Genomic DNA, 25,885 nt, shown 5'->3' with positions numbered 1-25,885 from the left:
ACGAGGCCTCACATGAAAACGCTCGAAGACGTCCGCGCCCTCGATGCCGCCGATCCGCTGCGCGATTTCCGGGACCGGTTCGACCTGCCAGACGGGGTGATCTATCTGGACGGCAATTCGCTGGGTGCCCGGCCGAAGGCTGCGGCGGCGCGGATGGCCGATGTGGTCGAACGCGAATGGGGCCGGGATCTGATCCGCTCCTGGAACACCAATCACTGGATGGACATGCCCCGCCGGCTGGGCGGCAAGGTGGCCCCGCTGATCGGCGCGAAGCCCGAGGAAGTCGTTGTCGCCGATTCGACGTCGATCAATATTTTCAAGGCCCTGTCGGCCTGTATTCAGTTACAGCCCGAACGGTCTATCATCCTGTCCGAGACCGGTAATTTCCCGACCAATGTCTATATGATGCAGGGTCTGGCGGCGGCCTCCGGCGGCCGGGTGGAACACAGGCTGGTGGCGACGGAAGACCTGGTCGATGCGCTCGACGAGACGGTCGCGGCGCTGCTGATCACCCAGGCTCACTACAAGACCGGCTATCTGCACGACATGCAGGCGATCACGCGGGCGGCGCAGGACAGGGGCGTGCTGGTGATCTGGGATCTGTGTCACTCTGCCGGAGCCCTGCCGATCGACCTGAATGCCTGCAATGCCGATTTCGCGGTGGGCTGCGGCTATAAATATCTCAATGGCGGACCGGGTGCGCCGGCTTTCATTTTTGTCGCCGAGCGGCACCAGGACCGTGTCATGCCGGTGCTCAGCGGCTGGTTGGGCCATGCGCGGCCGTTTGATTTCAGTGACATATATGAGCCGGCGCCCGGCATTGACCGGTTCAGATGCTCCTCGCCGAGCATTCTCGCAATGGCCTCACTGGAGTGCGGTCTGGACATCTTTGCGGATACACAGATGACCCATATCCGCACCAAATCTGTCGCATTGTGTGACCTTTTCATCGAGCAGGTCGAAGCCCGTCTGGACGGGCACGGTTTCACCCTCGCCAGTCCGCGCGATGCCGCGATCCGCGGCAGCCAGGTCTCCTTCACCCACGAGCATGGCTACCCGATCGTCCAGGCCCTGATCGACCGCGGTGTGATCGGCGACTACCGCGATCCGGGCATCATGCGCTTCGGTTTCACCCCGCTTTATGTCAGCCACGAGGATGTGTGGCAGGCCGTCGAAATTCTGCAGGATATCATGACGACACGGGCGTGGGATAAACCGCACTTCCACGCCCGTGCTGCCGTAACCTAGGCGGGGATAAACCGCTGTTCCCGTCGTCCTTCCCCTTGACGGGGAAGGTGGGCCGAGGCGAAGCCTCGGGCCGGAAGGGGTGAAGCCCGGTGTGAGCCGTCCAGGTACGAAATGGCAGGCCCCGCGCCCCCACCCCATCCACCGCGCCTGCGGCGCGGTCCCCCTGCCCCACAAGGGGCAGGGTCACGCTAGAGCGCGATCACATGACCGGTGGCCGGATCGCCGCCATTGGCAGCAAGATCGGCAATGACGGCCTGCGCGCCGGCGAAGCCCCTGGCCTCGTCGAGACTGACCCAGGCCGGGCTGGCGCTGTCGAGATGGGCGAAGAAGTCCGACTCGGCCTGGTTGTAGCGGCGGGTGACCTCGGCGGGACCCCAGTCCTTGTTGCGCTTCTTGATCTGGTTGGGCGCGAAATAGAAGACCGGTTTGGGTCCGGGCAGGTCCTGCTCGCCGATGAAATCGGTATTGGCAGCCGAGCCGGCAAAACAGTCATGCACGAGATTGTCGCCGAAATGCCGGTGGATGCGTTCGCGCAGGCCATTATCGCCGGAGAAGTCGACATAGATGGCCGGTATGCCGGCATCCAGGCTTTCGACATCGCCATAGGCCACCACGCCGTCATAACAGCCCAGCCCCTCGACATAGGCGGCATTGCGCGGCGAGGTCAGGCCGGTCGTGGGGATGCGATCATTGCCCAAGCAGAAGGCGGTGCCATAGGCCGTCTTGCTCGAGGCGCTGGAGACGATCAGCTGGCGGGCGCCGAAGAAATCATTGTCGACGAGATAATCGGCCAGCATGAAGGAGGTGATGAAGAGCGGCCGGTAAAGCGCCTGGAAAGCCTCGCGCTCCGGTGCATAGACCGTATCGGCGCTGCAGCGCGTATACTGGTTATAGGCCGAGACCAGCGCCTGGCGGTGTTCGGCGCCGTCATAGAAGCCGCGCTCGGAAATCCGCTCCGGCTTCATCACGACATGGCTGGCGATCGGGAAATAGCCGTAGAAGCGCTCGCCGGCTTCGAGGCCCGGGATATCCGAAGCGACGATATCGGCAAAACCCCAGACCGGCATATGGCCCCAGCCTTCCTGGCCAGTCGGGAAGAAGTGCCAGTACTGCATGGCGTCGCCGAAGGCGGCATAGGTGATGTTATTGGTCGTCAGCGAGAAACGGTCGAGTTTCAGCACGATCTCGCCCGGCCCGGCCTGCGGTACGGGGCCGGTTTCCAGACGGGTGCTGCCAAGATCGCCCTTGTCGGTGAGAAGACGGGTATACTCGCTCATATCGGTCCTGCCGGTCGGGAAGTGGAAGATGTGCCATGAGTGATAGCAGGTCGCGGCCCGCACGGGGTTCGGATTTGTCGACCGCGCGCACGCCGGCGGCAGATGCCCTGCCCCGCCCGCGAAAACGCCCGGTCCAGGCGCGCGCCCGTTTCACCGTCCAGGCGATCTATGACGCCTATGTTCGGATTTGGCGGCGCGACGGTCCGGACGCGCTGACCATGCGGGCGCTGGCGGATGAATCCGGTTTCGCCATCGGTACGATCTACGAGTATTTCCCCAACAAGGCGGCCCTGCATTCCGGCTATGTCCGCCATGTCATGGACACACTGCGCGCGCGGATCCGCGAACAGGTCGTCGAAGCCGGACACGGCCCCTGGCGCGAACAGCTGGCCCGCATGGTGGAGATCACCTGCGCCGCCGATGGCGATGCGGCCTTCTTCGACACCGACATGCATTATCTGGAAGCCCAGATCGCGGCGCCGGAGCATCATCAGCGCTCTTTCGATGCGCTGGCCGATGTGTGGTGCGATGCCGTGGCGGGCTGGGAGGACCTGGTGCCGCAGCCGGCACCGGAACGCGTGCGCATGCTGATCTTCCTGGTCTGGAGTGCCATGCGCTATCGCCTTCTGGCCGACCCGGTGAAGACGGACGAGGCCCTCTGGCTCGCCGAGATGCGCGAGATCTGCGAGCGCACCCTGGCGCCGGCCTGACCGCACATTGCGGCAATGGCGAAACGGGGTTTCGCGCGTCTTCAAGGCCGACTAGTTTCCCGTCGCCCGCTGATCAACCCCGCAGCGGTTTCAAGGAGTTCGCGCCATGCATTTCGGTGTCTTCGACCTGTTCAAGATCGGTGTCGGCCCCTCCAGCTCGCACACGGTCGGGCCGATGAAGGCCGCGAAAATCTTTGTCGAGCGCTGCCTGGCCGATGGCGGCAGTGTCGCCCGTCTGAAGACCGAGCTCTATGGCTCGCTCGCCCTGACCGGGCTGGGCCATGGCACCGATACGGCTGTGCTGCTGGGCCTGGAGGGCAGCGATCCGTCGAAGATCAATCCGGACACCATCCCGGACCGGCTGGCCCGTATCCGCAGCGAGAAGACGCTGAAACTGGCCAATGGCCGGGAAATCGCCTTCGAGGAAAAGGGCGATCTGGATTTCCGCGGCGATGTGCGCCTGCCCTTCCACTCCAACGCGCTGAAATTCTTTGCCTATGACCAGCATGGCGATGTCGTGCGCGAGGAGATCTGGTATTCCATCGGCGGCGGTTTCGTGATCGACGAGCACGAGGCCGGGCGCAATTCGGCGGCCGATGTGAAGGAGGGCGAGCCCTTCCCCTTCAACTCCGCGGCCGAACTCCTGGAGATCGGCGAGCGCGAAGGCCTGTCCATCCACCGCATCATGCTGGCCAATGAACGCACCTTCCTGCCCGAGGACACGATCCGCGCCGGCATTGAAGGCCTGTGGCGCGCGATGGAGGATTGTATCGATCGCGGCCTCACCGAGGACGGCGTGCTGCCCGGCGGGCTGGGCGTCAAGCGGCGCGCGCCGAAGATGCATCGCGATATCCTGGCCAATCCGGTGAGCCCGGACGAGGATCCCCTCGCCCCGATGGACTGGATCAATCTGTGGGCGATGGCCGTGAACGAGGAGAACGCCGCCGGCGGCCGCGTCGTCACCGCCCCCACCAATGGCGCCGCCGGCATCATTCCGGCCGTGGCGCGCTATTTCGACAAGTATCACCGCGATCCCGACGACGAGGAAGCGCTGCAGCGCTTCTTCCTGACGGCCGCCGCGATCGGCTCGCTCTACAAGAAGAATGCCTCGATCTCCGGCGCCGAGGCCGGCTGCCAGGGCGAGGTCGGCGTGGCCTGTTCGATGGCGGCTGCGGCACTGGCGGCAGCCATGGGCGCCAATAACCACCAGATCGAGGACGCCGCGGAGATCGGCATGGAGCATAATCTGGGCCTGACCTGCGACCCGGTCGGCGGTCTGGTGCAGATCCCCTGTATCGAACGCAATGCCATCGGCGCCATCAAGGCGATCGACGCCGCCCGTCTCGCCCTGCGCGCCACCTCCGCCGACATGAAGGTCTCGCTCGACCAGGTGATCGAGACGATGCGCCAGACCGGTGAGGACATGCAGGAAAAGTACAAGGAGACCTCGAAGGGCGGTCTCGCGGTGAATGTCGTCTATTGCTGACGCGTGATTCGTTGTGGACGGGATTGATTTATAGTAGCATCACGCAACCCGGCCCGCTCCGGGTGTGTAGTTCGCATTCCCCCTCTTCTGACTGTCAGAAATGAAAAGGCGAACGAGATGACTTCTTCCCATTCCAACACCGTGACCCTCGAATCCGACCAGATCGAGAGCATCAGCTATATCGACGGCACTTTCGTGATCACCGACGGACAGCCTTATGAGTCAGGCCCGACGGCCAAGAACAAGGGCAGTGGCGTCTGGGAGATCACGGTCAATTGCGGCCGCAAGAAATCCGATGCCGTGGCGCAGAAATTCAACAGCCTGGCCGGCGGCGAGTATCATGAATACGCGCCCAAGGGCGGCGGCGGCACGCCGGACGAGCTGAACTTCATGTTCGGTGTTACCGTGACCTTCTCCAATGCGGCGCCGATCACGCTCTACCTGGCCCAGGGCTCCTATTCCTCCACCAATAACTGGTGGATCGGCGGCCAGAATGTGATCAATGACGGCAAGCCCGACCTGGTGCTGATCTCCAACAATCTGCCCACCCAGGTGCTGCGCATGTCCGGCTCGACCTCGGAATTCGTGTTCGAGACCCTCGCCGCCGGCGTCAGGAAAGCCGCCCTCGCCAGCGCGGAATAACGGCGATCTGCCCCTCTTTCTTCCCCACACGCGTGGGGAAGTGGCCCCTTCTTCGCCCTGGCGAAGGAGGGGTCGAAGGGGTGGCGCGCAGCGCCAGAAAGCAGCACAGACAAGCGCCACCACTCCGCCGCTGACGCGGCGGCCCCTCCCGATGAACGGGGAGGAAAGGCGTCGGCGCTTGCCCTCGCCTCCCCATCACTTTCCCCGGCCTTGTGCCGGGGCCCAGTGCTGTCGGCGAGTACGCGGCGCCACTGCATGCTCCGCATGCCAGGCCCCGGCACAAGGCCGGGGGAAATACAGCAGTCATTGAAACGCAGGCCTAAGCGTCCTCGCCGAGTTCCTGGACCGGGCGGCCGTCGCTCAATGTCTCCGCGCCGGAGACGACGACGCGCTGGCCGGCTTCCACATCGCCGTCGATGGCGACATAGCCGCCTTCGCGCACGCCGGCCACGACAGCGACCTGACGGGCGATGTGTTCGTCATCGACGACGAAGACATGGCTGCCGCTGGCGCGCAGTACGACGGCGTCATAGGGCGCCGCGGCCTGCAGGCGCGGGGTTTCGGCCGGGAAGGCCGCGCGGGCGGCCGAGCCGACGATCCAGTCGGAACCGGTGAGGTCGATGCGCACCTCGAACGTGCGCGAGACGGCGTCGCCGACCGGGATGATGGCGCGGATCGGGGCGCGCTGGCTGGTGCCGTTGGCGAGCGACAGTGTGACCTCCTGGCCCACTTCCAGGAAAGGCGCGATGGCGACCGGCACCTGGGCGACGGCTTCCTTGTGTTCGATATCCACCAGGCGGACGATTTCGCGTCCCGGGGCGGAGATTTCCCCGGCCTGGATCAGGCGTTCCGCGACCCGGCCCGGAAACGGTGCGACAATCTGCGTGCGTTCCAGCTCCAGCTCGGCGCGCATCACCGCAGCCCGGGCTTCGCGCAGATCCTGGTCGGCCAGATCGCGGGCGAGTTCGACCTCGCGCAGCCGGTTGGCCGGCACGGTGCCGTTGGCGGCGAGGCCTTCGTAGCGGTCGGCCTCGGCATTCTGGTAGGTCGCGTTCGAGTTGGCACGGGCCAGGCGCGCGCGGGCCTCGTCGAGCTGGATGCGGGCCTGGCGGTCGTCCAGCTGGGCGATCAGCCCGCCGGTCTCGATCATGTCGCCCGGCTCGGCCACGAAGGTGACCCGGCCGGAGGCCTCCGCGGCGATGCGGGCATCATTGCGCGCCATCACGCTGGCCGGTGTCATCACGGTGCGGGCCATGTCGCGCTGGACGATCTCGGCGGTGCGCACCACGGCCGGCGGCGGGCCCTGCTGGGCCAGCACCGCGGCGGGCGCGGCGGCCAGGAGCGCGGCGGAGCCGGCAGCGAGGCAGATGAAGGATCGCAACATGTCGGGGCTCCGGTTTATTCGGCCGGCGCGGGGGCCGGATCTGCCACCGCGCGGGACTGGCGCAATTCGCCCAGGCGCAGGAGGCAGGGAATGAGAACGAGGGTGAAGATGAGGCTGACGCTCATACCGCCCACAATCGCAGCCGCCAGACCGCGATAGATGGTCGAGCCGACGCCGGGCACCAGCAGAAGAGGCAGCATGCCCAGAAGACTGGTCATGGTCGACATGAAGATCGGCCGCAGGCGCACGCGCAGGGCCTGGTCGACCGCTTCGCGCCGGGCCAGGCCTTCGCGCTCGCCCTGGCGGGTCTGGTCGACCAGCAGGATGGCATTATTGATCACCAGGCCCAGAAGGATGACGAAGCCCATCATGGTGAGAAGATCGAGCGGCTGGGAGACGAACAGGTTCAGCACCTGCAGCATCACCACACCGCCTACCCCGGCCAGCGGGATCGAGACGAGGACCAGCAGCGCGTCGCGCAGCGAGCGGAACATGCCGGCCAGGATCAGGAAGAGGATCACCATCGCCATGCCCATATTCATCAGCATGGTGTTGATGGCCCGGTTCAGGCTGTCGGCGCTGCCGCCATAGACGATCGAGCCGTCGGCCGGCAGTTCGGCGCGCATGGCCGGTTCGATCTCGGTGCGCACGGTCTCCAGGATTTCTTCCAGCGAGACATTTTCCGGCTGGTTGATATTGATGGTGACGGTGCGGCGGCGGTTGAGACGCTGGATGGCGCCCGCCCCCACTTCCTCGCGGATATCCACCAGATCGCCCAGCGGCACGACGGCACCGGACGGGGTCGCCACCGGCATGCCGGTCAGCTCGTCCGGCGTTTCCCACGGGGTGGAGCGCAGGATCATGTTCATGCGCGTCTCGCCGTCGAAATACTCGCCGATGAACTGGCCGTCGCCGAGCATGGCGATCATGCCCGCCACATTGCGGCGCGCCCATCCGGCCTCCTGGATCCGCCGGTCGTCCGGCACCAGGGTCAGGCGCGGCTGGGTCGCCTGGGGCGGCGGATTGGCATTGATGTTCACGCCCGGGAAGCGCTCGCGCAGCATGGTCAGGCCGACCTGGGTCGCCCGGGCCCGCGCCTCGGCATCTGCGGACTGGATATTCACCTGGATATTGCCGCCCTGGGAGAAGCCGCCGAACAGATCGCCCTGCTGGGCGAAGCCGAACACGTCGGGAATGCCGGTGATGATCTCCTCGCGGACGATACGCTCCAGCTCGCCGACCTGTGACTGGTCCTGCACGCGGATGCCGGCCGTCGCCCCGGTACCGCCGGGGAAAGTGCCGAAATAGTAGTTGCGCAGCGCCGGTTCCCGCTCGCCGCTCATATAGGGCTCGAGGCGTTCGATGACGGTGGCGGCGACCTCGTCCTCGATCCAGTCGAGATTGGAGCCGGGCGGGAAGATCAGGAAAGCGTCCACCGCATCGCGTTTCACCGGCGGCAAATAGTCCAGATCCGGCCGCAGAAACCAGGTCAGGGCCAGCGGAATGGCGATCAGCGTGCCGGCCAGCGCCAGGCGGCGCCGCGGACTGTCGCTCAGCGTCATCACGCCCGAGGCGATCCGGTTGAGCATGGGCTGGCGCGTCCGGGTCGCGCGGTCGCGCACCCAGTATTTCGCGGCCACCGGCAGGATGGTCATGGCGACGATCATCGACACCGCAACGCCCACCGCGATGGTGATGGCGAGATCGGCGAAGATCTGGCCCTCGGCATTGCGGGTGAAAATGATCGGCAGGAAGATCGCGACAGTCGTGGTTGTGGAGGCGAGCAGCGCGCCCCACACCTCGCCGGCGCCGCGTTCGGATGCGGTGTGCGCATCCTCACCGCCCTCGCGCCGGCGGATGATGTTCTCCAGCACAATGATCGCCGCATCCATCACCATGCCCGTGGCAAAGGCGAGGCCCGCCAGCGAGATCACGTTGAGCGAGCGGCCCAGCAGGAAGAGCACGATCAGGGTGGAGAGCAGCGAGACCGGGATGGCGAGCGAGATGATCAGCGTCGCCCGCGCCCGGCGCAGGAAGAGCCAAAGGCCGAAAATCGCCAGCGCCACACCCAGAAGCAGATTGGTGCGCAACAGGTCGATGGCGCGCATGATGAAGACCGAGGCGTCGAAGGACGGCGCCATGACCAGCTGGCGTTCGGCGAGCAGTGTCTCGTTGATCGTCGCGACTTCCGCCTTCACCGCGTCCAGCGCGGCGAGCACATTGGCGCCCTGCTGGCGGCGCACTTCGATGCCCATCGCCGGATTGCCGTTCTGATAGGTGAAATTCGTGCGCTCGCCATAGGTCACCTCGACCGTGGCGACATCGGACAGGCGCACCGGCGTGCCGTCGCGCCAGACGATCACCAGATCGCCCATCTCGGACGGTTCGAACTCGCCCTCGAAGCGCATCTGGTAGGAGCGGCGGCCGATCTCGGCATTGCCGCCGGACACATCCTGGTTATTGGCGATGGCGCCGGAAATCTGCGGCAGGGTCACGCCCAGCGCGGCGGCGCGGTAGGGATCGACCGTGATCAGCAATTCCTCGGGCCGCTGGCCCCAGCCGATATTGACACTGGCCACGCCCGGGATCGCCTCGAGGCGCGGCACCACCGTGTCCTCGATAAAGCTGGTATAGTCGTGGATCTCCAGCGGATTGCCGGGCAAGGCCTGGACGAAGAACCAGATCAGGCTCTGCTGGGCGTCGCCGCCGAACCCGCCGACATTGGGACCGACCGCATCGCGTGGCAGCGGCGGCAATTGCGACAGGCGGTTCGAGATCTCGATCGCCGTCTGCGTCATGTCGGTTTCAAGCGCGAAGGTGAGGTTGATGAAGGCCGCGCCCTCATTGGTGAAGACGCGCATCTCCTCCAGCCCGGGCAGTCCGGTGAGGAGCTGTTCCTGCGGCTCGACGATTTCCGATTCCATTTCCAGCGGCGAGGCCGAGCGCCAGAAGGTGGCGATATTGACCTGCGGACGTTCCGTGTCCGGGAAGAGCTGGATGGGCAGGCGTGTGAAGGCAAGAATGCCCATCAGCACGATCAGGGCAATTCCGACGCACACGGCGGCCGGATTGCTCAATGACAATCGGGTGAGCGGCATGTTTTCCTCCCTCGCCCGGCTTTCATAGCACTGCGGTGCGGGGGCAGGATTAAACCTTGTAAAGGCGGCTCACACTTTGGTGAGCCGCCTTGCAGGTCAACAAGTTAGCGCTGATTACTTTTGCGTCAGGTCAGGCCGGTTCAGGCCGTCGCGTGTTCTTTCAGCTGCGGCGAGACTGTGTAGCTCGCTTCGGTCTTCGACTTGATCTCGTCCAGCGTGACCCCCGGAGCCAGCTCGATCAGTTCGAGATGATCGCCCTTCACATCGAACACGCCGAGCGTGGTGATGATGCGGTCGACACAGGCCTGGCCGGTCAGCGGCAGGGTGCAGGTCTTCAGCAGCTTGGGCTCGCCGGCCTTGTTGGCGTGGTCCATGATCACCACGACGCGCTTGACGCCGGCGACCAGGTCCATGGCGCCGCCCATCCCCTTCACCAGCTTGCCCGGGATCATCCAGTTGGCGATATCGCCCGTCTCGGACACTTCCATCGCGCCCAGGATCGAAATGTCGATATGGCCACCGCGGATCATCGCGAAACTGTCGGCGGACGAGAAATAGGAGGTGCGGCGCAGCTCGGTGATGGTCTGCTTGCCGGCATTGATCAGGTCGGGATCGACCTCGTCGTCATAGGGGAAAGGCCCCATGCCCAGCATGCCGTTCTCCGACTGCAGGGTGACGTCGATATCGTCCCCGATATAGTTCGCCACCAGGGTCGGGATGCCGATGCCGAGATTGACGTAGAAACCGTCTTCCAGTTCCTGGGCGGCGCGGGCCGCCATTTCGTCGCGTGTCCAGGCCATTATGCGCTCTCCCTTTCGCGGATGGTGCGCTGTTCGATGCGCTTTTCGAATTCGCCCTTGAACAGGCGCTGCACGAAAATGCCGGGCGTGTGGATCTGGTCCGGATCGAGTTCGCCCAGTTCGACGATTTCCTCGACCTCGGCGATGGTCACCTTGCCGGCCGTCGCCATCATCGGGTTGAAATTGCGGGCGGTCTTGCGGAAGACGAGATTGCCTTCCGGGTCCGCCTTCCAGGCTTTCACGATGGAGACATCGGCGGTCAGGCCGGTTTCCATGATATAGGTCTCGCCGTCGAATTCGCGGTGTTCCTTGCCTTCCGCGATCATCGTGCCGACGCCGGTCTTGGTGAAGAAGCCCGGAATGCCCGCACCGCCGGCGCGGATGCGCTCGGCCAGCGTGCCCTGGGGATTGAATTCCAGCTCCAGCTCGCCGGACAGGAATTGCCGCTCGAATTCCTTGTTCTCGCCGACATAGGACGAGACCATCTTCTTGATCTGCTTGGCGTCGAGCAGGATGCCCAGACCGAAACCGTCGACCCCGCAATTGTTCGAGATCACGGTGAGATCCTTCACGCCGGCTGCGTGCAGGGCCGCAATGGCGTTTTCCGGAATGCCGCACAGGCCGAACCCGCCCGCCATCAACGTCATGCCATCGAAGACGAGGCCGTCCAGGGCCGCCTTGGCGTCAGGATATACCTTTTTCATGCAGACCTCTGCGTCAAAGTTGATAACTGGTTCATGTTTATATCGCGGGCGCAGCAGAAATCCAGCCGCCTCGCCTGCCTAGCCTGTGGTCCGGTCCCGGCGCGTGCCGTAACGGGCGTCGATCTCGATCGCCAGCGCGCCACCGAAGAACACCGCATAGGCCGACCAATAAATCCACAGAAGGAAGACGACAAGGGCGCCCAGTGACCCGTAGACGCCAAAATCGATCACCTGACCGACATAGAGCGAAAAACCTTTCGACAGTCCCAGCCAGAGACCGGTCGACACCAGGGCCGCGACCGTGGAGGCCCGCCAGCTGACGGCTTCGGACCGGCGGCGCATCGTCATCCGGTAGAGCAGTTCCAGCGCCACGAACATCACCAGGGCGGCCGCGGTCCATTCATTCACGAGTCCCCCGAAATCGAGAGGCTCCAGCCCCAGAAGCACGAACACCTTGCGCAGAAGGACCGGGATGGCCAGCACGGCCAGATTGGCCAGGGTCAGCATCATCCCGCCGATCAGCACGGATCCCATCGCCAGGATGTTGAAATGGATGACATTGCGGATGTCCTGGTCTTCCGCGAGATGATTGAGCCCGGCGATCACCGCCTTCACCCCGCGCGAGGCGGCAAACAGGGCAATGGCCAGAGCAATGGCCCCGTTCACCGACAGCGCCGAGATCGGCGCCACGGCAAGCCGTGCCATCTGGTTCAGCACGAAATCCTGGGCGCCCTGCGGCATGATGCCGGCAAAGCGCGCGATCTGGGCTTCCACATCGGAGACATCATTGGTCAGGCCATAGACCGACATGGCCAGCGCCATGGCGGGAAACAGGGCCAGCATGCCGAAATAGGAGGCGCCGCCGGCGAACAGCATCACGTCGCGCGCCATCGACCGGCTGACCGCCTTGATGACGATCGTCAGCACGTCGATCACCGGATGCGAGTCCGGAATGTGTTTGCGAATGGACTTGAACATTGCCTGCCAAACGGGCCCTCTGCCGCACGAAAACGGAATCAGTCGTGTCCAGGCTGCCCCGCTTGCCCGTGAAACTAGGATAACCCGATGGCGTTTTCCAAGGCCGTGGAACTGTTGCAGCTGGCGCGCATGGCCAGCGGCTATGCCGGCGTCTCGCTGAACGAGATCGAGGCGGAGTTCGATTGTGTGCGCCGCACCGCCCAGCGGATGACCGATGCGCTGGTGCGCGTCTTCCCCGACACCGAGGATTATGTCGACGCCGAAGGCCACAAGCGCTGGCGCGTGCCGCGCCGCCGGGTGGCGGAATTCTTTGCGCCCACGGCTGACGAGGTCGCCGCGCTGGAACTCGCCGGCACGACGCTGGACCGCCAGGGCCTGACCCGCGAGGCCGGGCAGCTGCGCTCGTTGCGCGAAACCATCAAGATCCTGATGCCCGACAAGCGGCGCCCGGGGCTGGAAGCCGATGAGGAAGCGCTGCTGGAAGCCATGGGCCATGCCGCCCGTCCCGGCCCGCAGCCGGCCTCGGACCCGCGCATCGACAGCGCCATTGCCGAGGCGCTGAAAGGCCCCTTCGTACTGGAGATCGCCTATCGCGGGCGCCAGGACAGCGCCGCCAAGACCCGCCGGGTGGAACCCTATGGCCTGCTGCTGGGCGCGCGGCGCTATCTGGTCGGCCGCGACCGAGAACGCGGCGACACGGTGATGCGTCACTACCGGGTCGAGGATATCGAGAGCGCGTTGGTGACGCAGGACTGGTTCGCCCGTGACGAGGCCTTCGACCTGGAAGCCTATGCCAACCGCTCCTTCGGCGTGTTCCAGAACGAGGCCGAGTTCGGCGATGTGGTCTGGAAATTCACCCCCGCCGCCGCGCCCCACGCCCTGCGCTACCGTTTCCACCCGCTGCAATCGACCGAAACGCTCGAGGACGGTTCGGTGATCGTGCGCTTCCGTGCCAGCGGTCTTCTGGAAATGTGCTGGCACCTCTATGCCTGGGGCGACCAGGTCGAGGTACTGGAGCCCAAAGCGCTGGCCGACATGGTCGCCGGCCATCGCCGCGGGGACTTTCCGGGGCTGCCTTAGGGCGCGCCCGTACACTCTGTTTTCCCCGGCCTTGTGCCGGGGTCTGGTTGAGTGTGCGCTTGAGGCTTTGGCAGGCCCCGGAATGAATCCGGGGAAAGAATAAATCCGGGGAAACTGGCGGTTGGTCGTTGGAAGGTCACCGCACCGCGATGCGCACCATTTCTGCCGGCTGCCAAGAGGGCATGGAGTGGCCGTCGGCCGAGCTCATGGCGAGCTGGTAGCCCTTGTTGAGATAGCGGCACACCGAGCGCAGGTCTTCCACGTGCAGGCAGTCGATATCGTCGCCGGGGCGCTGCATGCGGAAGAAACCGTCGCGGAAACGGTGCGGGACCATGTTGCGCAGAACGCCGCCTGCACCTTCGACATAGGCATTGATCGCGATGGCCATTGGGGCTCTCCATCCGTGTTCATCTTCGATGGAGATCACTCTGACAGGCCGCCAGGACAAAACCTGTCACCCCTGTTTTGCCCTGCTGAAACAAAGAAACGCCGGCTGTTGGGGGCAGCCGGCGTTTCGGTTCTATCTAAGCGATATCGAGACCGGAAAACGAGCGAGGGACTACAGGGTGTTCGCCGGTCTCGAGACGGACATTGCCAAAGGTCCGCTGAACCCGACATGAACGCTATTCATCATTCATGTCCGTCGCCTCCGGCACCGCCGCTTGCCAGCATGCGGGCGCTTGGGTATCGCAGTTGCACACCATGTTTCAGGCCGCACGGATGAACCGTTGACCGCACATGCATCCCGCAGCTGGGACCGGGCCGGCATCGAAACTTCGTGCCGGCTGCACACAGCTTTCCTGACGGGCGAAGCCGGCGGCGCGCGTGCGGTCTTCCGCGGCGCGGCCCTGGCCGGCCAGGATTTCAGCGGCTGCGATCTGCGCGATGCCGACTTTTCCGACAGCGACCTCTCCGACGCACGATTTGACGGGGCGGACTGCCGCGGTGCCGGCTTTCGCGGGACCGTGATGCGTCAGGCCAGTCTGGTCGGCGCCCGGCTCGAGGGTGCCGATCTGCGCGGCTGCGATCTCACAGGTGCCCGGCTTGTCGCGGCGCGCTGTGCCGGCGCGGATTTCCGCGAACGCCCCCTGCCCGGCCATGACGGCAAGCCGGCGACGGTTCAGGCCAGCACGCTCGACGATGCGGACTTTTCCGGGGCCTCGCTGGCCGGGGCCCGGCTGAGCGGCGTTTCGGCGCGCGAAACGCGGTTCGAGGATGCCAACCTGTCCGGAGCCCGCCTGTGCCGCAGCGATCTGGAGGGCGCGCGTTTCGCGCTGGCGCTGGTCGCCGGAACGGATTTTTCCAGCGCGTCGCTGACCGCCGCCGATCTTCGCGGCTGCGACATGGAGGGCGCCCGGCTCGACATGGCGGTCACGCGCGACATGCAGACCGGCGCCCATCCCGACCGCCCCATCCCGGAACCGGCCGGCGTGCTGACGGCGCGCGAGGCCGAGACGCGGCTGACCGAACATATCCAGCAGGTGCGCGGCAGCGCCAGCGGCCAGCCGGTCGATTTCACCGCCCTCGACCTGCGTCCTGCCGGCTCGCTCGCCGGGCGGGCCCTGACTGCGCTGCGCGCACCGCGGGCCTGTCTGGCCGGGCTGGATCTCAGCGGCTGCGAATTGCAGGGCGCCCGCCTGGCCGGGGCCGATCTGCGCGGCTGCAAGCTTGCCGGTGCCGATCTGCGCGGCGCAGATCTCAGCGGTGCCTGGCTCACCCATGCCGATCTGACGGGCGCCCGGCTGACGCCGCTCACCCTGGGCGGCGGGCGTGTGCTGCCGGTGCAGCTGGACAAGGCCCAGTGCCGCTACAGCGACTGGCGCGATGCGAATCTGGAACAGGCGAGGCTGACCGGCACCGATCTCGCCTATGCGCGGATGGCCGGTGCACAGCTGTCGCCGGATGCGCTCTCCGGCGCCCTGGGCACCGACCGTCTGCTGGACCGGTAGCTGGCTATATTCCCCAATCAGCCAAAATCGCCTCACGGTCGGCGCCCGGCACAGGCGCCGGTCCCTGGATGGCGCCGGGTGTGCGGGAGAAGCGCGGCGCCGGGGCCGGCTGGCGCACCCCGCCCGGTTCGGCATAGCTGCCGCGCTCGCGCATGTGCGGATGGGCCGCGGATTCCTCGTAATTGAGCACCGGAGCGAAACACACATCCGTGCCTTCCAGCAGCTCGCACCATTCATCGCGGGTCTTCTGACGGAAGAGATCGGCAAAGACCGGCCTCGCCTCCTCCCAGTTGCGGCCCGACCAGTCGGCCGGCAGGGCCTGGGCATCGACACCCAGTTTCGTGCACAGGAGGGCGTAGAATTCCGGCTCAAGCGGGCCGATCGACACATGACCGCCATCGGCGCATTCATAGACGGTGTAGAAATGCGCCGCGCCGTCGAGCAGGTTGCGGCCGCGCTCCGGCGACCACAGGCCGACCGCGGCGAGCTGGTGCTGCGAGGCCATCAGCGAGACGGCACCGTCGACAATCGCCGCATCCACCACCTGACCCTCCCCGTCGGTGCGCGCATGGTGCAGCGCGGCCAGCACGCCAAAGGCGAGATACATCGCCCCGCCGCCGAAATCGCCGACCAGGTTGAGCGGGATGGCCGGCTGCTCCTTGCTGCCGATCGCGCCGAGCGCGCCGGACAGGGCGACATAATTGATGTCATGGCCGGCAGCATGGGCGAGCGGTCCGTACTGGCCCCAGCCCGTCATGCGGCCATAGACGAGGGCCGGATTGGCAGCCAGGGCCACATCGGGCCCCAGGCCCAGGCGTTCCATCACGCCGGGGCGATAGCCTTCCAGCAGGATGTCCGCCTTGCCGATGAGATCGCGGCACAGGGCCAGCTCGGCCTCGTCCTTCAGGTCCAGCGCAATCGAGCGCCGGCCACGGCCCAGAACGTCGGCATGCCCCCCGCCCAGCGCGCCCTTGCGGTCGACGCGGATCACATCTGCGCCCATATCGGAGAGCATCATGGCGCAGAAAGGGGCCGGACCCAGTCCGACAAACTCAATTACCTTAACGCCTTTTAGAGGTCCTTGGGGTTTCATGTCGCCAACCTTTGATTCGTTTGTTCCAGAAGCGTGGCACTTGTGACAAACTCGCGAAATACGGCATCAGCGCTCAAATCGGCAGGGGGACGAATGGGACGCTCGCTCGACGTCCTTGTATTCGGACTATCCGGCCGCGTGGACGGACTGGCGGAGCAATTGGGCCGGCTGGCCCTGAATTGCCGCATCGTCCGGGCTGACAGCCCGCCTGCCCGGCGTCATCACTACTGGGCCGGCGGCGTGATCCTCGCCGAATGTGAAAACGATATCGATGACGGGCTGCGCGCCTTTGCACGCTTTTCCGACCAGGCCCTGCCGATACTCGTGGTCGGACCGGCCGGTCTCGCCCCGCGCGACACGGTGGATGCCTGGCTGCGCGATCCGGCGCCGGCCGTACAGATCGCGGCCCGCCTGCGCGCCCTCTTCCGCCTGCATGCGATGGAAATCGTCGCCGCCCGCCGCGCCGAAGTCACCGCGCTCTACGGCCGCGGCCGTCCGCAGGTGGACCGCCAGGACACACCGCCCAGCATACTTTATGTCGGCGATGCCTCGCCGCGCTTCATGGGGCTGCAGCATGTGCTGGAACAGGCCGGCGCCGATGTCGTCGCCGCCTTTTCCTCCTATTCCGCCTTCGACTATCTGCACGAGCGGCCCTTCGACGCCGTGGTGCTGAATGCGACCGGCAAGCGCGAGATCGCCTTCACCATCTCCTCGGCCATGCGCCGCAATGCCCGGCTCTACCACACCCCGGTCGTGCTGCTGGCCGACCGCGTCGACGCCCAGACCTCCGATGAAGCCTTTGCGCGCGGCGTATCCGACATTCTGGAACCCTCCGCGGGCGATGCGGAGCTGCGCGAGCGCATCCTGACCCTGACCGAGGAGCGCAAGCGCCGGCGCCAGGCCAAGGCGGCGCTGGATGCCTGCCGCGATCCGCGCACGCTGGATATCGAGACCGGCCTGTTCAATTCCGGCTTCCTGGTGTCACACATCCAGGACCTTTTGAACGTGTCGGCCCGCGACGAGCTGAGCTTTGCGCTCATTGCCCTGCAGATCATGCTGCCGGAAGGCCGCGAACGGCCCGACGATGCCTCGGCCGAAAAGGCGCGCCGCCAGTTTGCCGCAATGCTGCGTCACCTGCTGCGTACCGAGGACGCTGCCGCCCGCTTCTCCAGCGACGTCTTCCTGGCCGTCCTGCCCTTCACGGACGCGCCGGGCATTGACTGTGTCGCCTCCCGGATCGCCGCGATCGCGGAATGCACGGCTTTCGAGAGCGAGGATCCGCTGCATCCTTTCAGGCTGACCGTGCGGGCCGCGCCCGTTCCGGTGCGCACCGGCGAGACCGCGGAAACCCTGGTCGAGCGGGCAATACGGGCCCTGCAGAGCCCGGCCCAGATCGTCGCTCAGGCCTGAGGCTTGCCGCCGACCGGGCCGTCGCGCACCAGCAGAACCATTCCGCCACCCATCAGGACGAGGCTGACAAAGAAACAGCCACCGGCCGCGAGCAGCAGGCCGGCTGCACCGCCGAGCGAATATTCGCGCCCGGCCTGCGCCAGGACCAGAAAGCCCAGCGGGATCCCCAGCATGGCAAGCTTCAGCAGCATGCCGCCGGCCCCGCGCAGCACCGCGCGTATCCGCAGCATGACCAGCAAAAACAGCATGAAGCTCAGCCCGGTCAGGATCTGGAAGGCCGGTGTGAGAATTTCCTTCGAGGCGTCCATCGCGCATCTCCCCGCTTGATGATGCCGCAGCCTCGCGGGAATCAGCAGAACGGTCTCTCCCCCGTTCCGGGGAGCCCTGGCAGCAGCGGACGCCCCAACGGATGCCGGCAACACAAGAAATTCCTGCGCTTTCCCGGATAGTCCTTGTTATTCTTCTTCAAGTCGGTTCGGGACTTTCCAAGACTTCCGGAACGAGCCGAGCAGATGCGCTGCGGCCAGACCGTGAGGAAGATCATGAAATTCGGTGACTATCTGCGCCAGAAGCGCGAAGACAGAGGCTGGACCCAGCCCGAGGCCGCCGCCAAGGCGCGGATCGAACAATCCTATCTGTCCAAGCTGGAAACCGGGCGATCCTACCCGTCGGACGATGTCTTCGAGCGCCTTGTCGAGGTGTTCGGCATCGATACGGCCGAGCTCAGCGAAAGCGTCTCGGCCGCCGAACTCGACCGTCTGCGCGAAATCCGCGAAGTGCGCGCCGCCGTGCTGGCCGGACAGGCCGGACGCTTGCGCCTGACACGCGGCTGGCTGCTGGCCGGCCTGGTCTTCCTGATGATGGGCGGCGGCGCGCTGGGCCTGTCCCGCATCGATCTGTCACAGGACGCAAATCTCTATCGCTATCGCTCCGACGGAGTCCTGCAGCTCGATGAAAGTCCGAATGCCTTTGATGTCGTGCGCTCAGAGGTTCCTGCCGACCATCCCCGCCACGATCAGATCCGCGCCATGCGCGAGCGGATTGATCAGCTTGATGTCTCCACAGACCAGCATCGCGGCAATGGCTATTACGAAGAGGTCGAGGGCGGGCGGCGTTATTTCCAGCTGAACCACCACGCGCTTGTCACTCGACCCAACCCGCTGCGCTGGTTCCTGGTGCCCGGACTGATGTTTCTCCTGGGCAGTCTGGGCTGTTTCTTCATCAGCTTCCGCTGGCGGTAACCGCCCTGCTTTCCAAGGGGCCAACCTGACCAAAACGCTTTCCCCGGAACAAGTCCGGGGAAAGGAGATAGGGCCGGGGAAACGAGATGGAGCCGAGAAAAACAGAATGAGTTCAGCAGGCCCGGGCCCGTCAGGCCTGGGCCTGCTTCGCACGCGCGGCGATGTCGGCCAGTGGCGCCATGGCTCGCTCGATGGCGCGCAGGCGATCCTCCGGCGCATCCCATTCGGCGCGCAGGACCAGCTTGTGGTCCGGCCGCACCTTGAACAGGGCCGGGTTCTTGGAGATGTGCTCGATCAGGGCCGGCGGATCGACGAATTTGTCGCCGCGGAAATGGATGACGGCGCCCTTAGGGCCGGCATCGACCTTCTCGACACCGGCATGCTTGCACAGCGATTTCACCGCCACGACACGCATCAGCGTTTCGACCTCGCCCGGCAACGGGCCGAAACGGTCGATCAGCTCGGCGGCGAAGGCTTCGCGCTCGGTCTTGGTGTCCAGCGAGGACAGGCGGCGATAGAGCTGCAGGCGCACGTCCAGATCGGGGACGTAATGGTCCGGGATCAGGACGGCGGCGCCGGCATTGATCTGCGGCGACCATTCGCCCTCATCCTCGGCATCCCCGCCGCCGCGCAGCGAGGCGACCGCCTCTTCCAGCATGGACTGGTAAAGCTCGACGCCGACATCCTTGATATGGCCGGACTGTTCCTCGCCGAGAAGATTGCCGCCGCCGCGCAGATCGAGATCGTGCGAGGCCAGGGTGAAACCGGCGCCCAGACTGTCGAGCGACTGCATGACTTTCAGCCGCTTGTCGGCGCCATCGGTGATCTTCTGGCGCATCGGCGTGGTGAGATAGGCATAGGCGCGCGTCTTGGACCGCCCCACCCGGCCGCGCAGCTGGTAGAGCTGGGACAGGCCGAACCGGTCGGCCCGGTGCACGATCAGCGTGTTGGCGGTGGGGATATCGATGCCGGATTCCACGATCGTCGTGGACAGGAGCACGTCATAGCGGCCCTCATAGAAGGCCGTCATGATGTCTTCCAGCTGGCTCGCCGCCATCTGGCCATGCGCCGCGACGAAGGAGACTTCCGGCACACTTTCGCGCAGGAAGGTGGCGGTTTCGTCGAGATCGGTGATGCGCGGCACCACGAAGAAGGCCTGGCCGCCGCGATATTTCTCACGCAACAGGGCCTCGCGCACCGAGACCGGATCGAAGGGCGCGACATAGGTGCGCACGGCCAGACGGTCGACCGGCGGCGTGGCGATGATGGACAGGTCGCGGATCCCCGTCAGCGCCAGCTGCAGCGTGCGCGGGATCGGCGTCGCGGTGAGCGTGAGCACGTGCACGTCGGTGCGCAGCTCTTTCAGGCGCTCCTTGTGCTTCACCCCGAAATGCTGCTCCTCGTCGACGATGAGCAGGCCGAGATCGGAGAATTTCACCGTCTTGGCGAGCAGTGCGTGCGTGCCGACGACGATCTCCACCTTGCCGTCTGCGAGTTCGTCGCGCGTGGCCTTGGCTTCCTTGGCACCGACCAGGCGCGACAATTGCCGCACTTTCACCGGCCAGTTGCGGAAGCGTTCGGAGAAGGTCTTGTAGTGCTGGCGGGCCAGCAGGGTCGTGGGCGCAACCACGGCGACCTGGCGGCCGGACATAGCCACGACAAAGGCGGCGCGCAGCGCCACTTCGGTCTTGCCGAAGCCGACATCGCCGCAGATCAGCCGGTCCATCGGCCGGCCGCGCGCCAGATCGCCGAACACATCCTCGACCGCATTGAGCTGGTCGTCGGTCTCGGCATAGGGGAAGGCTGCGCAGAACTCGTCGAAAATACCGCTGGCCGGTTCGATCGGGTCGGCCTTGCGGGCCATGCGCTCGGCCGCGATCTTGATGAGCTGGTCGGCCATGTCGCGCAGGCGCTTCTTGGCCTTGGCCTTGCGCGCCTGCCAGGCGACACCGCCCAGCTTGTCCAGCTGCGCCGTCTCGCTCTCGGCGCCATAGCGCGAGAGGAGTTCGATATTCTCGACCGGCAGGTAGAGCTTGGCCGCGCCGGCATATTCCAGCTCGATACAATCGTGCGGCGCGTCCTGCACCGGCAGGGTTTTCAGACCGATGAAACGGCCCAGCCCGTGATCGGCATGGATCACCAGATCGCCCGGCGACAGCGAGCCCGCCTCGACGATGATGTCCGCAGATTTGCGCCGCCGCCGCGGCCGCGCCAGACGGTCGCCGAGGATGTCCTGTTCGGAGATGACGGCGAGTTCGTCGGTCTCGAAACCGCGTTCCAGCGGCAGAACGACCCGCGCCACGGCTGCAGCCGGCAGGCTGGTCACATCGGCCCAGCTCTCGCAGGCACGGATGCCGGAAATCCCGTGATCGCCCAGCACGCTGGCGAGGCGTTCCGAGGCCCCGCCGGACCAGGAGGCCAGCACAACGCGCTTGCCGGCCCTGGAGAGGTCGCGCACATGGCCGGCGGCGGCATCGAACACATTCGTATTCTGGGCGGCGCGTTCGGCGGTGAAGGCGCGGCCCTGCTTGCCGCCGGCATCGATGGTCTGCGGGCCCGGCTCGCGGAAAGCCGTGAAACGGCGCACCGCCCGGCCCTGCAGCGCCTTCGTCCAGTCGCCTTCGGCAAAATAGAGCGCTTCCGGCTTCAATGCCCGGTAGGTCGGGGCCGACAGGCTGCTCTCATGCCGGCTCTCATCGACCGTGGTGCGGGCCTCGTAATAGTCAGTGACCTGTTTGAGCCGCTCGTCCAGCGCGTCCTGGGCCAGGTGATCGATACCGATCAGCGTATTGTCCGGCAGATAGTCGAACGGCGTGGCCAGGTGTTCGTAGAACAGCGGCAGCCAGTGTTCGACACCGGCCGGCCGCGCGCCCGCGCTGACCTGTTCATAGACCGGGTCGTCCTTGATCGCGCCGAAAGTCTTGATGAAGCCGGAACGGAAGCGCGACACCGTCTCCTCGTCCAGCAGGACCTCGCTGACCGGGGTGAAGGATATGCCGTCCATCTGGCGGGTCGAGCGCTGGGTTTCCGGATCGAAGGCGCGGATCGATTCCAGCGTGTCACCGAAGAAATCGAGGCGGACCGGTTCCGGCGCGCCGGGCGGATAGACGTCGATCACCCCGCCGCGCACGGCATAATCGCCCGGCTCCATAACCGTGGCGGTGCGGGCATAGCCATTGACGGCGAAATGGTGCTTGAGCTTTTCGACATCGACGCTGGCGCCGGGCCGGATCGCAATGCCTGCGCCGGTAAGCACCTCGACCGGCGCACAGCGCTGGGTCATCGCATTGATCGTGGTGACCAGGAAAACCGGCTTGCTGCCCAGCCCACCCGCCAGACGGGCCAGCGTCGCGGCCCGGCGTGCCGCCACACGCGGCGATGGCGAAATACGGTCATAGGGCTGGCAGTCCCAGGCCGGCAGGCGCAGGATTTCCGCGTCAGGCGCGAAGAAGTCGAGGGCAGAAGCAAAGGCCGCGGCACGGGAATCGTCGCGTGCGATAAAGACGCTCAACCCGCCATGCAGACGGCCGGCATCGGCCAGCATCAGCGCATCCAGGCCTTCCGGCGCACCGCAGACAGTGGCCGGGCCTTGGGCGCGGGCGATCATCTCGATATCGGACATGTCTGCGCTGCCTCGCGAATATCAGGCTTTCGGCCCGTCGCCGAAGGCTGCGTCCGCATCGACGCGGAACGCCTTGAGCCGGTCCATCACCGGCGTGTCGAATTCGGCCGGAACGGGCTCGCGCCCGATGATCCAGCCGTACACATCCTGATCGGACTGGTCGAGCAGGGCCTCGACCGCGTCGAGGCCAGCCTTGTCCAGGCTGTCGATATTGTCATCGCAGAAGCGGCCGAGGATCAGGTCGGCTTCCTTGAAGCCGCGACGCCAGGCGCGGATCCGCAGTTTCTTGCGTTGGGTGTCGAGCGTATCGGTCATGATGGGCGCATATAGTCCCGTTGAAAGCCCGCGTCGACCGGTGGCAGCCGCGCAACTTGCCGATAAGATAGATAAGGATGCGCCCAGAGATTCTCTTCCCCCTGTTCCAGGACGTCACCGCCCTGCCCGGTATCGGCCCCCGGCTGGCCACGCTTGTCGCCAAGGTGGCGGGGCCGCGGGTGAAGGATGTGGTGTTTCTCAAACCGGCCAGCATCGTCGACCGGTCGCGCCAGGTCAGTGTGATCGATGCGCCGGAAGACCAGATCGTCACCCTCACCGCGACGGTCGAGGAACATGTGCCCGGCCGCCGTCAGGGCCAGCCCTACAAGGTGCGCATGTATGACGGGACAGGTTTCCTGCATCTCGTCTTCTTCCATGCCCGCCCCGACTATCTGCAGCGCATCCTGCCCGTGGGCGAGAGCCGCATCGTCTCGGGACGTTGCGAACGCTATGGCTCGGAAATCCAGATGCTGCATCCCGATCTGGTGATGACCGAGGAAGAAGCCACCGGCACGCCGCTGATCGAGCCCGTCTATCCGCTCACCGCCGGGCTTGTCGGCAAGACGATGCGCAAGGCGGTGTCCGGCGCGGTGGCCATGGTGCCTGCCCTGCCCGAATGGCTGCCGGACGACATGCGCGGCGAGAGGGGCTGGCCCGATTTCCGCCAGGCCGTGCGCATGTTGCACGCGCCGGAATCCGCTGCCGATCTGGATCCGTCGCATCCGGCGCGCGCGCGGCTTGCCTTTGACGAGGTGTTTGCCCGCCAGCTCGCCCTGCAGCTGGTGCGGGCACGCCGCAAGGCCCAGTCCGGCCGGGCGCTCAAAGGAACCGGCGAAAAGGTCCGGGCCATTCTCGACAATGCGCCTTTCGCACCGACCGGCGCCCAGACACGGGCCTTCGAGGCGATCCGTGCCGACATGGAGTCCGGCGAGCGGATGACCCGTCTGCTGCACGGCGATGTCGGCGCCGGCAAGACGTTCGTCGCGGCCCTCGCTGCGGCCCAGGCCGCCGAGGCCGGCACGCAGGCCGCGATCATGGCGCCGACGGAAATCCTGGCAAGGCAACACGCCAAGACCCTGGCGCAGCTGCTTGAACCGGCAGGACTTTCCGTGATCGCCCTGACCGGCCGGGACAAGGGTACGGCGCGCAAGGAGATCCTGGAGCGCATGGCCGCCGGCACAGTGGATGTGGTCTGCGGTACCCATGCGCTCTTCCAGGAGGGCATCGAATTCGCCGATCTCGGCCTGGTCGTGATCGACGAACAGCACCGTTTCGGCGTCTCCGACCGCATGCGGCTGACGGCCAAGGGGCACAAGCCCGACACGCTGGTGATGACCGCCACGCCGATCCCGCGCACCCTGTCGCTCGCTGTCTATGGCGATCTCGACGTGTCGCGCCTGGACGAGAAACCGGCCGGGCGTATCCCGCCGGAAACGCGGCTCGTGTCGATGGAGCGGCTGGACGAGGTGGTGGAGGGTGTGCGCCGCGCGATCGGCCGTGGCGACCGGGTCTACTGGGTGTGTCCGCTGGTCGAGGAATCCGAACAGTCCGAACTCTCTGCCGCCGAGGATCGCTGGCGGCATTTGCGGGCCGCACTGGGGGATCAGCGCGTCGGCCTGCTGCATGGCCGCATGAAGGCGGCCGAGAAAGAAGCCACCGCCACCGCCTTCCGCAATGGCGAAATGGATGTGCTGGTCGCGACCACGGTGATCGAGGTCGGCGTGGATGCGCCCGACGCCACGGTGATGATCATCGAACACGCCGAACGCTTCGGCCTGGCGCAATTGCACCAGCTGCGCGGACGCGTCGGCCGGGGCGACAAGCCCTCCTCCTGCCTGCTCCTGTACAAGGGCCCGCTGGGCGAGACGGCCCGCTCGCGGCTGGAGACCATGCGCGAGACCGATGACGGTTTCCGCATCGCCGAGGAGGACTGGCGCCTGCGCGGCGCCGGCGATCCGCTGGGCCTGCGCCAGAGCGGTCTGCCGGACTTCCGTCTCGCCGATATGGAAGCGCATGGCGAACTGATCGCCGAAGCGAATGACCAGGCCCGCCTGCTGGTCCATCAGGACCCTGAACTGACAGGCGATCGCGGCGAGGCCCTGCGGGTCCTGCTCTACCTGTTTGAACAGGACCAGGGCGTGCGCATGCTCAGGTCCGGGTGAACATTTCCGGCGGCAGGGTGGCGCGCACATCGCGCGGCAGCTTGTCCGGCGTGACCATGCCGAAGGAGATGATCAGCTTGGCCGCCTCTTCCACCGACATGTCGATCGGGATGGTGTTCTTCTTGGGCGTGTAGAGCAGAAAGCCGGAAGTCGGGTTGGGCGTTGTGGGCACGAACAGGCCGACCACATCGTCGGAAATCTTTTCCTTCAGATTATTGTCGCCATTGGCCGAGACGAAAGCGACCACATAGAGCCCTTTCATCGGGTATTCGATCAGCACGACTTCCTTGAAGGAATTGCTCTTTCCGGAAAACACCGTCTCCATGATCTGCTTCAGCGCGCCATAGACATTGCGCACCAGCGGCACGCCGGCGACGATCCGGTCGCCCAGATTGATCAGCGTCCGGCCGAACACATTGGCGGCGAAGGCACCCAGCAGGGTCAGGATCACCACCGCGATCAACACGCCCAGCCCGGGCAGGGTGAAATCGCCGGGCAGATAGTTTTCCGGATTGTAGCGCGCCGGGATCAGCGGCTTGACGACATTGTCGACGAAGCCGACGAATGCGACGATCAGATAAAGCGTCACACCCAACGGGGTTGCGATAACGATCCCGGTGAGGAAACTGTTGCGAAGCCAGCGAAACATGGCACTCCCGTGTCCGGACGGCGCAAGGCGCGTGAAA

At 65.7% G+C, this 25,885-nt stretch carries 21 protein-coding genes; 9 read left to right on the top strand and 12 right to left on the bottom strand.

Features of this window, described 5'->3' with window-relative positions; all coding sequences use genetic code 11:
- The first annotated feature begins 12 nt into the window (after positions 1-12).
- Positions 13-1,248: a kynureninase gene (gene kynU / locus JJ918_RS12380; protein WP_291887738.1), complete on the top strand. Its 1,236-nt coding sequence runs from the start codon at positions 13-15 to the stop codon at positions 1,246-1,248.
- A gap of 188 nt (positions 1,249-1,436) precedes the next feature.
- Here the strand turns inward: kynU and JJ918_RS12375 are convergent, their stop codons facing one another.
- Positions 1,437-2,525, bottom strand: a complete 1,089-nt coding sequence (locus JJ918_RS12375; protein WP_291887735.1) for a DUF2855 family protein — start codon at positions 2,523-2,525, stop codon at positions 1,437-1,439.
- Positions 2,526-2,560: 35 nt separating this feature from the next.
- Here JJ918_RS12375 and JJ918_RS12370 point away from each other — a divergent pair, with 35 nt between their 5' ends.
- From JJ918_RS12370 to JJ918_RS12360, 3 genes are all read left to right on the top strand, one after another.
- Positions 2,561-3,235, top strand: coding sequence for a TetR/AcrR family transcriptional regulator (locus JJ918_RS12370; RefSeq protein ID WP_291887733.1), 675 nt, complete (start codon positions 2,561-2,563; stop codon positions 3,233-3,235).
- 106 nt (positions 3,236-3,341) lie between these two features.
- Positions 3,342-4,721: an L-serine ammonia-lyase gene (locus JJ918_RS12365; RefSeq protein WP_291887730.1), complete on the top strand. Its 1,380-nt coding sequence runs from the start codon at positions 3,342-3,344 to the stop codon at positions 4,719-4,721.
- 117 nt (positions 4,722-4,838) lie between these two features.
- Positions 4,839-5,363 (top strand): hypothetical protein, encoded by a 525-nt coding sequence (locus tag JJ918_RS12360; RefSeq protein ID WP_291887727.1) that lies wholly within the window; start codon positions 4,839-4,841, stop codon positions 5,361-5,363.
- A gap of 319 nt (positions 5,364-5,682) precedes the next feature.
- On the opposite strand, the gene JJ918_RS12355 is transcribed toward JJ918_RS12360, so the two are convergent.
- From JJ918_RS12355 to JJ918_RS12335, 5 genes are all read right to left on the bottom strand, one after another.
- Complete coding sequence (locus JJ918_RS12355; RefSeq protein WP_291887725.1) at positions 5,683-6,747, bottom strand: efflux RND transporter periplasmic adaptor subunit; 1,065 nt, start codon at positions 6,745-6,747, stop codon at positions 5,683-5,685.
- A gap of 14 nt (positions 6,748-6,761) precedes the next feature.
- On the bottom strand, positions 6,762-9,845 hold the full coding sequence (locus tag JJ918_RS12350) for an efflux RND transporter permease subunit (protein WP_291887723.1): 3,084 nt from the start codon (positions 9,843-9,845) through the stop codon (positions 6,762-6,764).
- A gap of 140 nt (positions 9,846-9,985) precedes the next feature.
- Positions 9,986-10,645, bottom strand: a complete 660-nt coding sequence (locus JJ918_RS12345) for a CoA transferase subunit B (protein ID WP_291887720.1) — start codon at positions 10,643-10,645, stop codon at positions 9,986-9,988.
- Positions 10,645-11,349, bottom strand: coding sequence for a CoA transferase subunit A (locus tag JJ918_RS12340; RefSeq protein ID WP_291887718.1), 705 nt, complete (start codon positions 11,347-11,349; stop codon positions 10,645-10,647). The genes JJ918_RS12345 and JJ918_RS12340 overlap by 1 nt, the downstream gene beginning before the upstream one ends.
- A gap of 78 nt (positions 11,350-11,427) precedes the next feature.
- Positions 11,428-12,327 carry a YihY/virulence factor BrkB family protein gene (locus JJ918_RS12335; RefSeq protein ID WP_291887715.1) on the bottom strand — a complete coding sequence of 300 codons (900 nt, stop codon included), beginning with the start codon at positions 12,325-12,327 and terminating at the stop codon, positions 11,428-11,430.
- An 87-nt stretch (positions 12,328-12,414) separates the two neighbouring features.
- Here JJ918_RS12335 and JJ918_RS12330 point away from each other — a divergent pair, with 87 nt between their 5' ends.
- Positions 12,415-13,407, top strand: coding sequence for a WYL domain-containing protein (locus JJ918_RS12330; protein WP_291887712.1), 993 nt, complete (start codon positions 12,415-12,417; stop codon positions 13,405-13,407).
- 136 nt (positions 13,408-13,543) lie between these two features.
- On the opposite strand, the gene JJ918_RS12325 is transcribed toward JJ918_RS12330, so the two are convergent.
- The gene (locus JJ918_RS12325) at positions 13,544-13,795 is read right to left on the bottom strand and encodes a hypothetical protein (protein ID WP_291887709.1); all 252 of its coding nucleotides are present in this window, start codon (positions 13,793-13,795) and stop codon (positions 13,544-13,546) included.
- 340 nt (positions 13,796-14,135) lie between these two features.
- Between JJ918_RS12325 and JJ918_RS12320 the strand changes: the two genes are divergently transcribed.
- Positions 14,136-15,356, top strand: a complete 1,221-nt coding sequence (locus JJ918_RS12320; protein ID WP_291887707.1) for a pentapeptide repeat-containing protein — start codon at positions 14,136-14,138, stop codon at positions 15,354-15,356.
- Between the two features lie 4 nt (positions 15,357-15,360).
- On the opposite strand, the gene JJ918_RS12315 is transcribed toward JJ918_RS12320, so the two are convergent.
- Positions 15,361-16,449, bottom strand: coding sequence for a CaiB/BaiF CoA-transferase family protein (locus JJ918_RS12315; RefSeq protein WP_291887704.1), 1,089 nt, complete (start codon positions 16,447-16,449; stop codon positions 15,361-15,363).
- Between the two features lie 93 nt (positions 16,450-16,542).
- On the opposite strand from JJ918_RS12315, the gene JJ918_RS12310 reads away from it, so the two are divergent.
- Positions 16,543-17,859, top strand: a complete 1,317-nt coding sequence (locus JJ918_RS12310) for a diguanylate cyclase (protein ID WP_291887700.1) — start codon at positions 16,543-16,545, stop codon at positions 17,857-17,859.
- On the opposite strand, the gene JJ918_RS12305 is transcribed toward JJ918_RS12310, so the two are convergent.
- Positions 17,850-18,167 (bottom strand): hypothetical protein, encoded by a 318-nt coding sequence (locus JJ918_RS12305; protein ID WP_291887697.1) that lies wholly within the window; start codon positions 18,165-18,167, stop codon positions 17,850-17,852. The two genes, JJ918_RS12310 and JJ918_RS12305, sit on opposite strands and share 10 nt — an antisense overlap.
- A gap of 234 nt (positions 18,168-18,401) precedes the next feature.
- Here JJ918_RS12305 and JJ918_RS12300 point away from each other — a divergent pair, with 234 nt between their 5' ends.
- A complete protein-coding gene (locus tag JJ918_RS12300) occupies positions 18,402-19,100 on the top strand; it encodes a helix-turn-helix transcriptional regulator (RefSeq protein WP_291887694.1) in 699 nt (232 codons plus the stop codon).
- 130 nt (positions 19,101-19,230) lie between these two features.
- Here JJ918_RS12300 and mfd read toward each other — a convergent pair whose 3' ends face one another.
- Positions 19,231-22,722 carry a transcription-repair coupling factor gene (mfd, locus tag JJ918_RS12295; RefSeq protein WP_291887691.1) on the bottom strand — a complete coding sequence of 1,164 codons (3,492 nt, stop codon included), beginning with the start codon at positions 22,720-22,722 and terminating at the stop codon, positions 19,231-19,233.
- Between the two features lie 21 nt (positions 22,723-22,743).
- The gene (locus JJ918_RS12290) at positions 22,744-23,037 is read right to left on the bottom strand and encodes a succinate dehydrogenase assembly factor 2 (RefSeq protein ID WP_291887688.1); all 294 of its coding nucleotides are present in this window, start codon (positions 23,035-23,037) and stop codon (positions 22,744-22,746) included.
- Positions 23,038-23,114: 77 nt separating this feature from the next.
- Here JJ918_RS12290 and recG point away from each other — a divergent pair, with 77 nt between their 5' ends.
- Positions 23,115-25,199, top strand: coding sequence for an ATP-dependent DNA helicase RecG (gene recG / locus JJ918_RS12285; RefSeq protein WP_291887685.1), 2,085 nt, complete (start codon positions 23,115-23,117; stop codon positions 25,197-25,199).
- Here recG and JJ918_RS12280 read toward each other — a convergent pair.
- Positions 25,186-25,848, bottom strand: a complete 663-nt coding sequence (locus JJ918_RS12280) for a DUF502 domain-containing protein (protein WP_271186580.1) — start codon at positions 25,846-25,848, stop codon at positions 25,186-25,188. The two genes, recG and JJ918_RS12280, sit on opposite strands and share 14 nt — an antisense overlap.
- Positions 25,849-25,885: the final 37 nt, after the last annotated feature.

Origin of the sequence: Maricaulis sp. (assembly GCF_017642925.1) — a bacterium.
In the GTDB taxonomy this organism is placed as follows: Bacteria; Pseudomonadota; Alphaproteobacteria; order Caulobacterales; family Maricaulaceae; genus Maricaulis.
Note: the sequence above shows the minus strand (reverse complement) of the source record. Positions and strands in the feature narration are given on the sequence as shown.

Bases quoted from the DNA above. Each gene is read 5' to 3' on its own strand.
- kynU (WP_291887738.1), top strand. From the start codon at position 13: ATGAAAACGCTCGAAGACGTCCGCGCCCTCGATGCCGCCGATCCGCTG.
- JJ918_RS12375 (WP_291887735.1), bottom strand. From the start codon at position 2,525: ATGAGCGAGTATACCCGTCTTCTCACCGACAAGGGCGATCTTGGCAGC.
- JJ918_RS12370 (WP_291887733.1), top strand. From the start codon at position 2,561: ATGAGTGATAGCAGGTCGCGGCCCGCACGGGGTTCGGATTTGTCGACC.
- JJ918_RS12365 (WP_291887730.1), top strand. From the start codon at position 3,342: ATGCATTTCGGTGTCTTCGACCTGTTCAAGATCGGTGTCGGCCCCTCC.
- JJ918_RS12360 (WP_291887727.1), top strand. From the start codon at position 4,839: ATGACTTCTTCCCATTCCAACACCGTGACCCTCGAATCCGACCAGATC.
- JJ918_RS12355 (WP_291887725.1), bottom strand. From the start codon at position 6,747: ATGTTGCGATCCTTCATCTGCCTCGCTGCCGGCTCCGCCGCGCTCCTG.
- JJ918_RS12350 (WP_291887723.1), bottom strand. From the start codon at position 9,845: ATGCCGCTCACCCGATTGTCATTGAGCAATCCGGCCGCCGTGTGCGTC.
- JJ918_RS12345 (WP_291887720.1), bottom strand. From the start codon at position 10,645: ATGGCCTGGACACGCGACGAAATGGCGGCCCGCGCCGCCCAGGAACTG.
- JJ918_RS12340 (WP_291887718.1), bottom strand. From the start codon at position 11,349: ATGAAAAAGGTATATCCTGACGCCAAGGCGGCCCTGGACGGCCTCGTC.
- JJ918_RS12335 (WP_291887715.1), bottom strand. From the start codon at position 12,327: ATGTTCAAGTCCATTCGCAAACACATTCCGGACTCGCATCCGGTGATC.
- JJ918_RS12330 (WP_291887712.1), top strand. From the start codon at position 12,415: ATGGCGTTTTCCAAGGCCGTGGAACTGTTGCAGCTGGCGCGCATGGCC.
- JJ918_RS12325 (WP_291887709.1), bottom strand. From the start codon at position 13,795: ATGGCCATCGCGATCAATGCCTATGTCGAAGGTGCAGGCGGCGTTCTG.
- JJ918_RS12315 (WP_291887704.1), bottom strand. From the start codon at position 16,449: ATGAAACCCCAAGGACCTCTAAAAGGCGTTAAGGTAATTGAGTTTGTC.
- JJ918_RS12310 (WP_291887700.1), top strand. From the start codon at position 16,543: ATGGGACGCTCGCTCGACGTCCTTGTATTCGGACTATCCGGCCGCGTG.
- JJ918_RS12305 (WP_291887697.1), bottom strand. From the start codon at position 18,167: ATGGACGCCTCGAAGGAAATTCTCACACCGGCCTTCCAGATCCTGACC.
- JJ918_RS12300 (WP_291887694.1), top strand. From the start codon at position 18,402: ATGAAATTCGGTGACTATCTGCGCCAGAAGCGCGAAGACAGAGGCTGG.
- mfd (WP_291887691.1), bottom strand. From the start codon at position 22,722: ATGTCCGATATCGAGATGATCGCCCGCGCCCAAGGCCCGGCCACTGTC.
- JJ918_RS12290 (WP_291887688.1), bottom strand. From the start codon at position 23,037: ATGACCGATACGCTCGACACCCAACGCAAGAAACTGCGGATCCGCGCC.
- recG (WP_291887685.1), top strand. From the start codon at position 23,115: ATGCGCCCAGAGATTCTCTTCCCCCTGTTCCAGGACGTCACCGCCCTG.
- JJ918_RS12280 (WP_271186580.1), bottom strand. From the start codon at position 25,848: ATGTTTCGCTGGCTTCGCAACAGTTTCCTCACCGGGATCGTTATCGCA.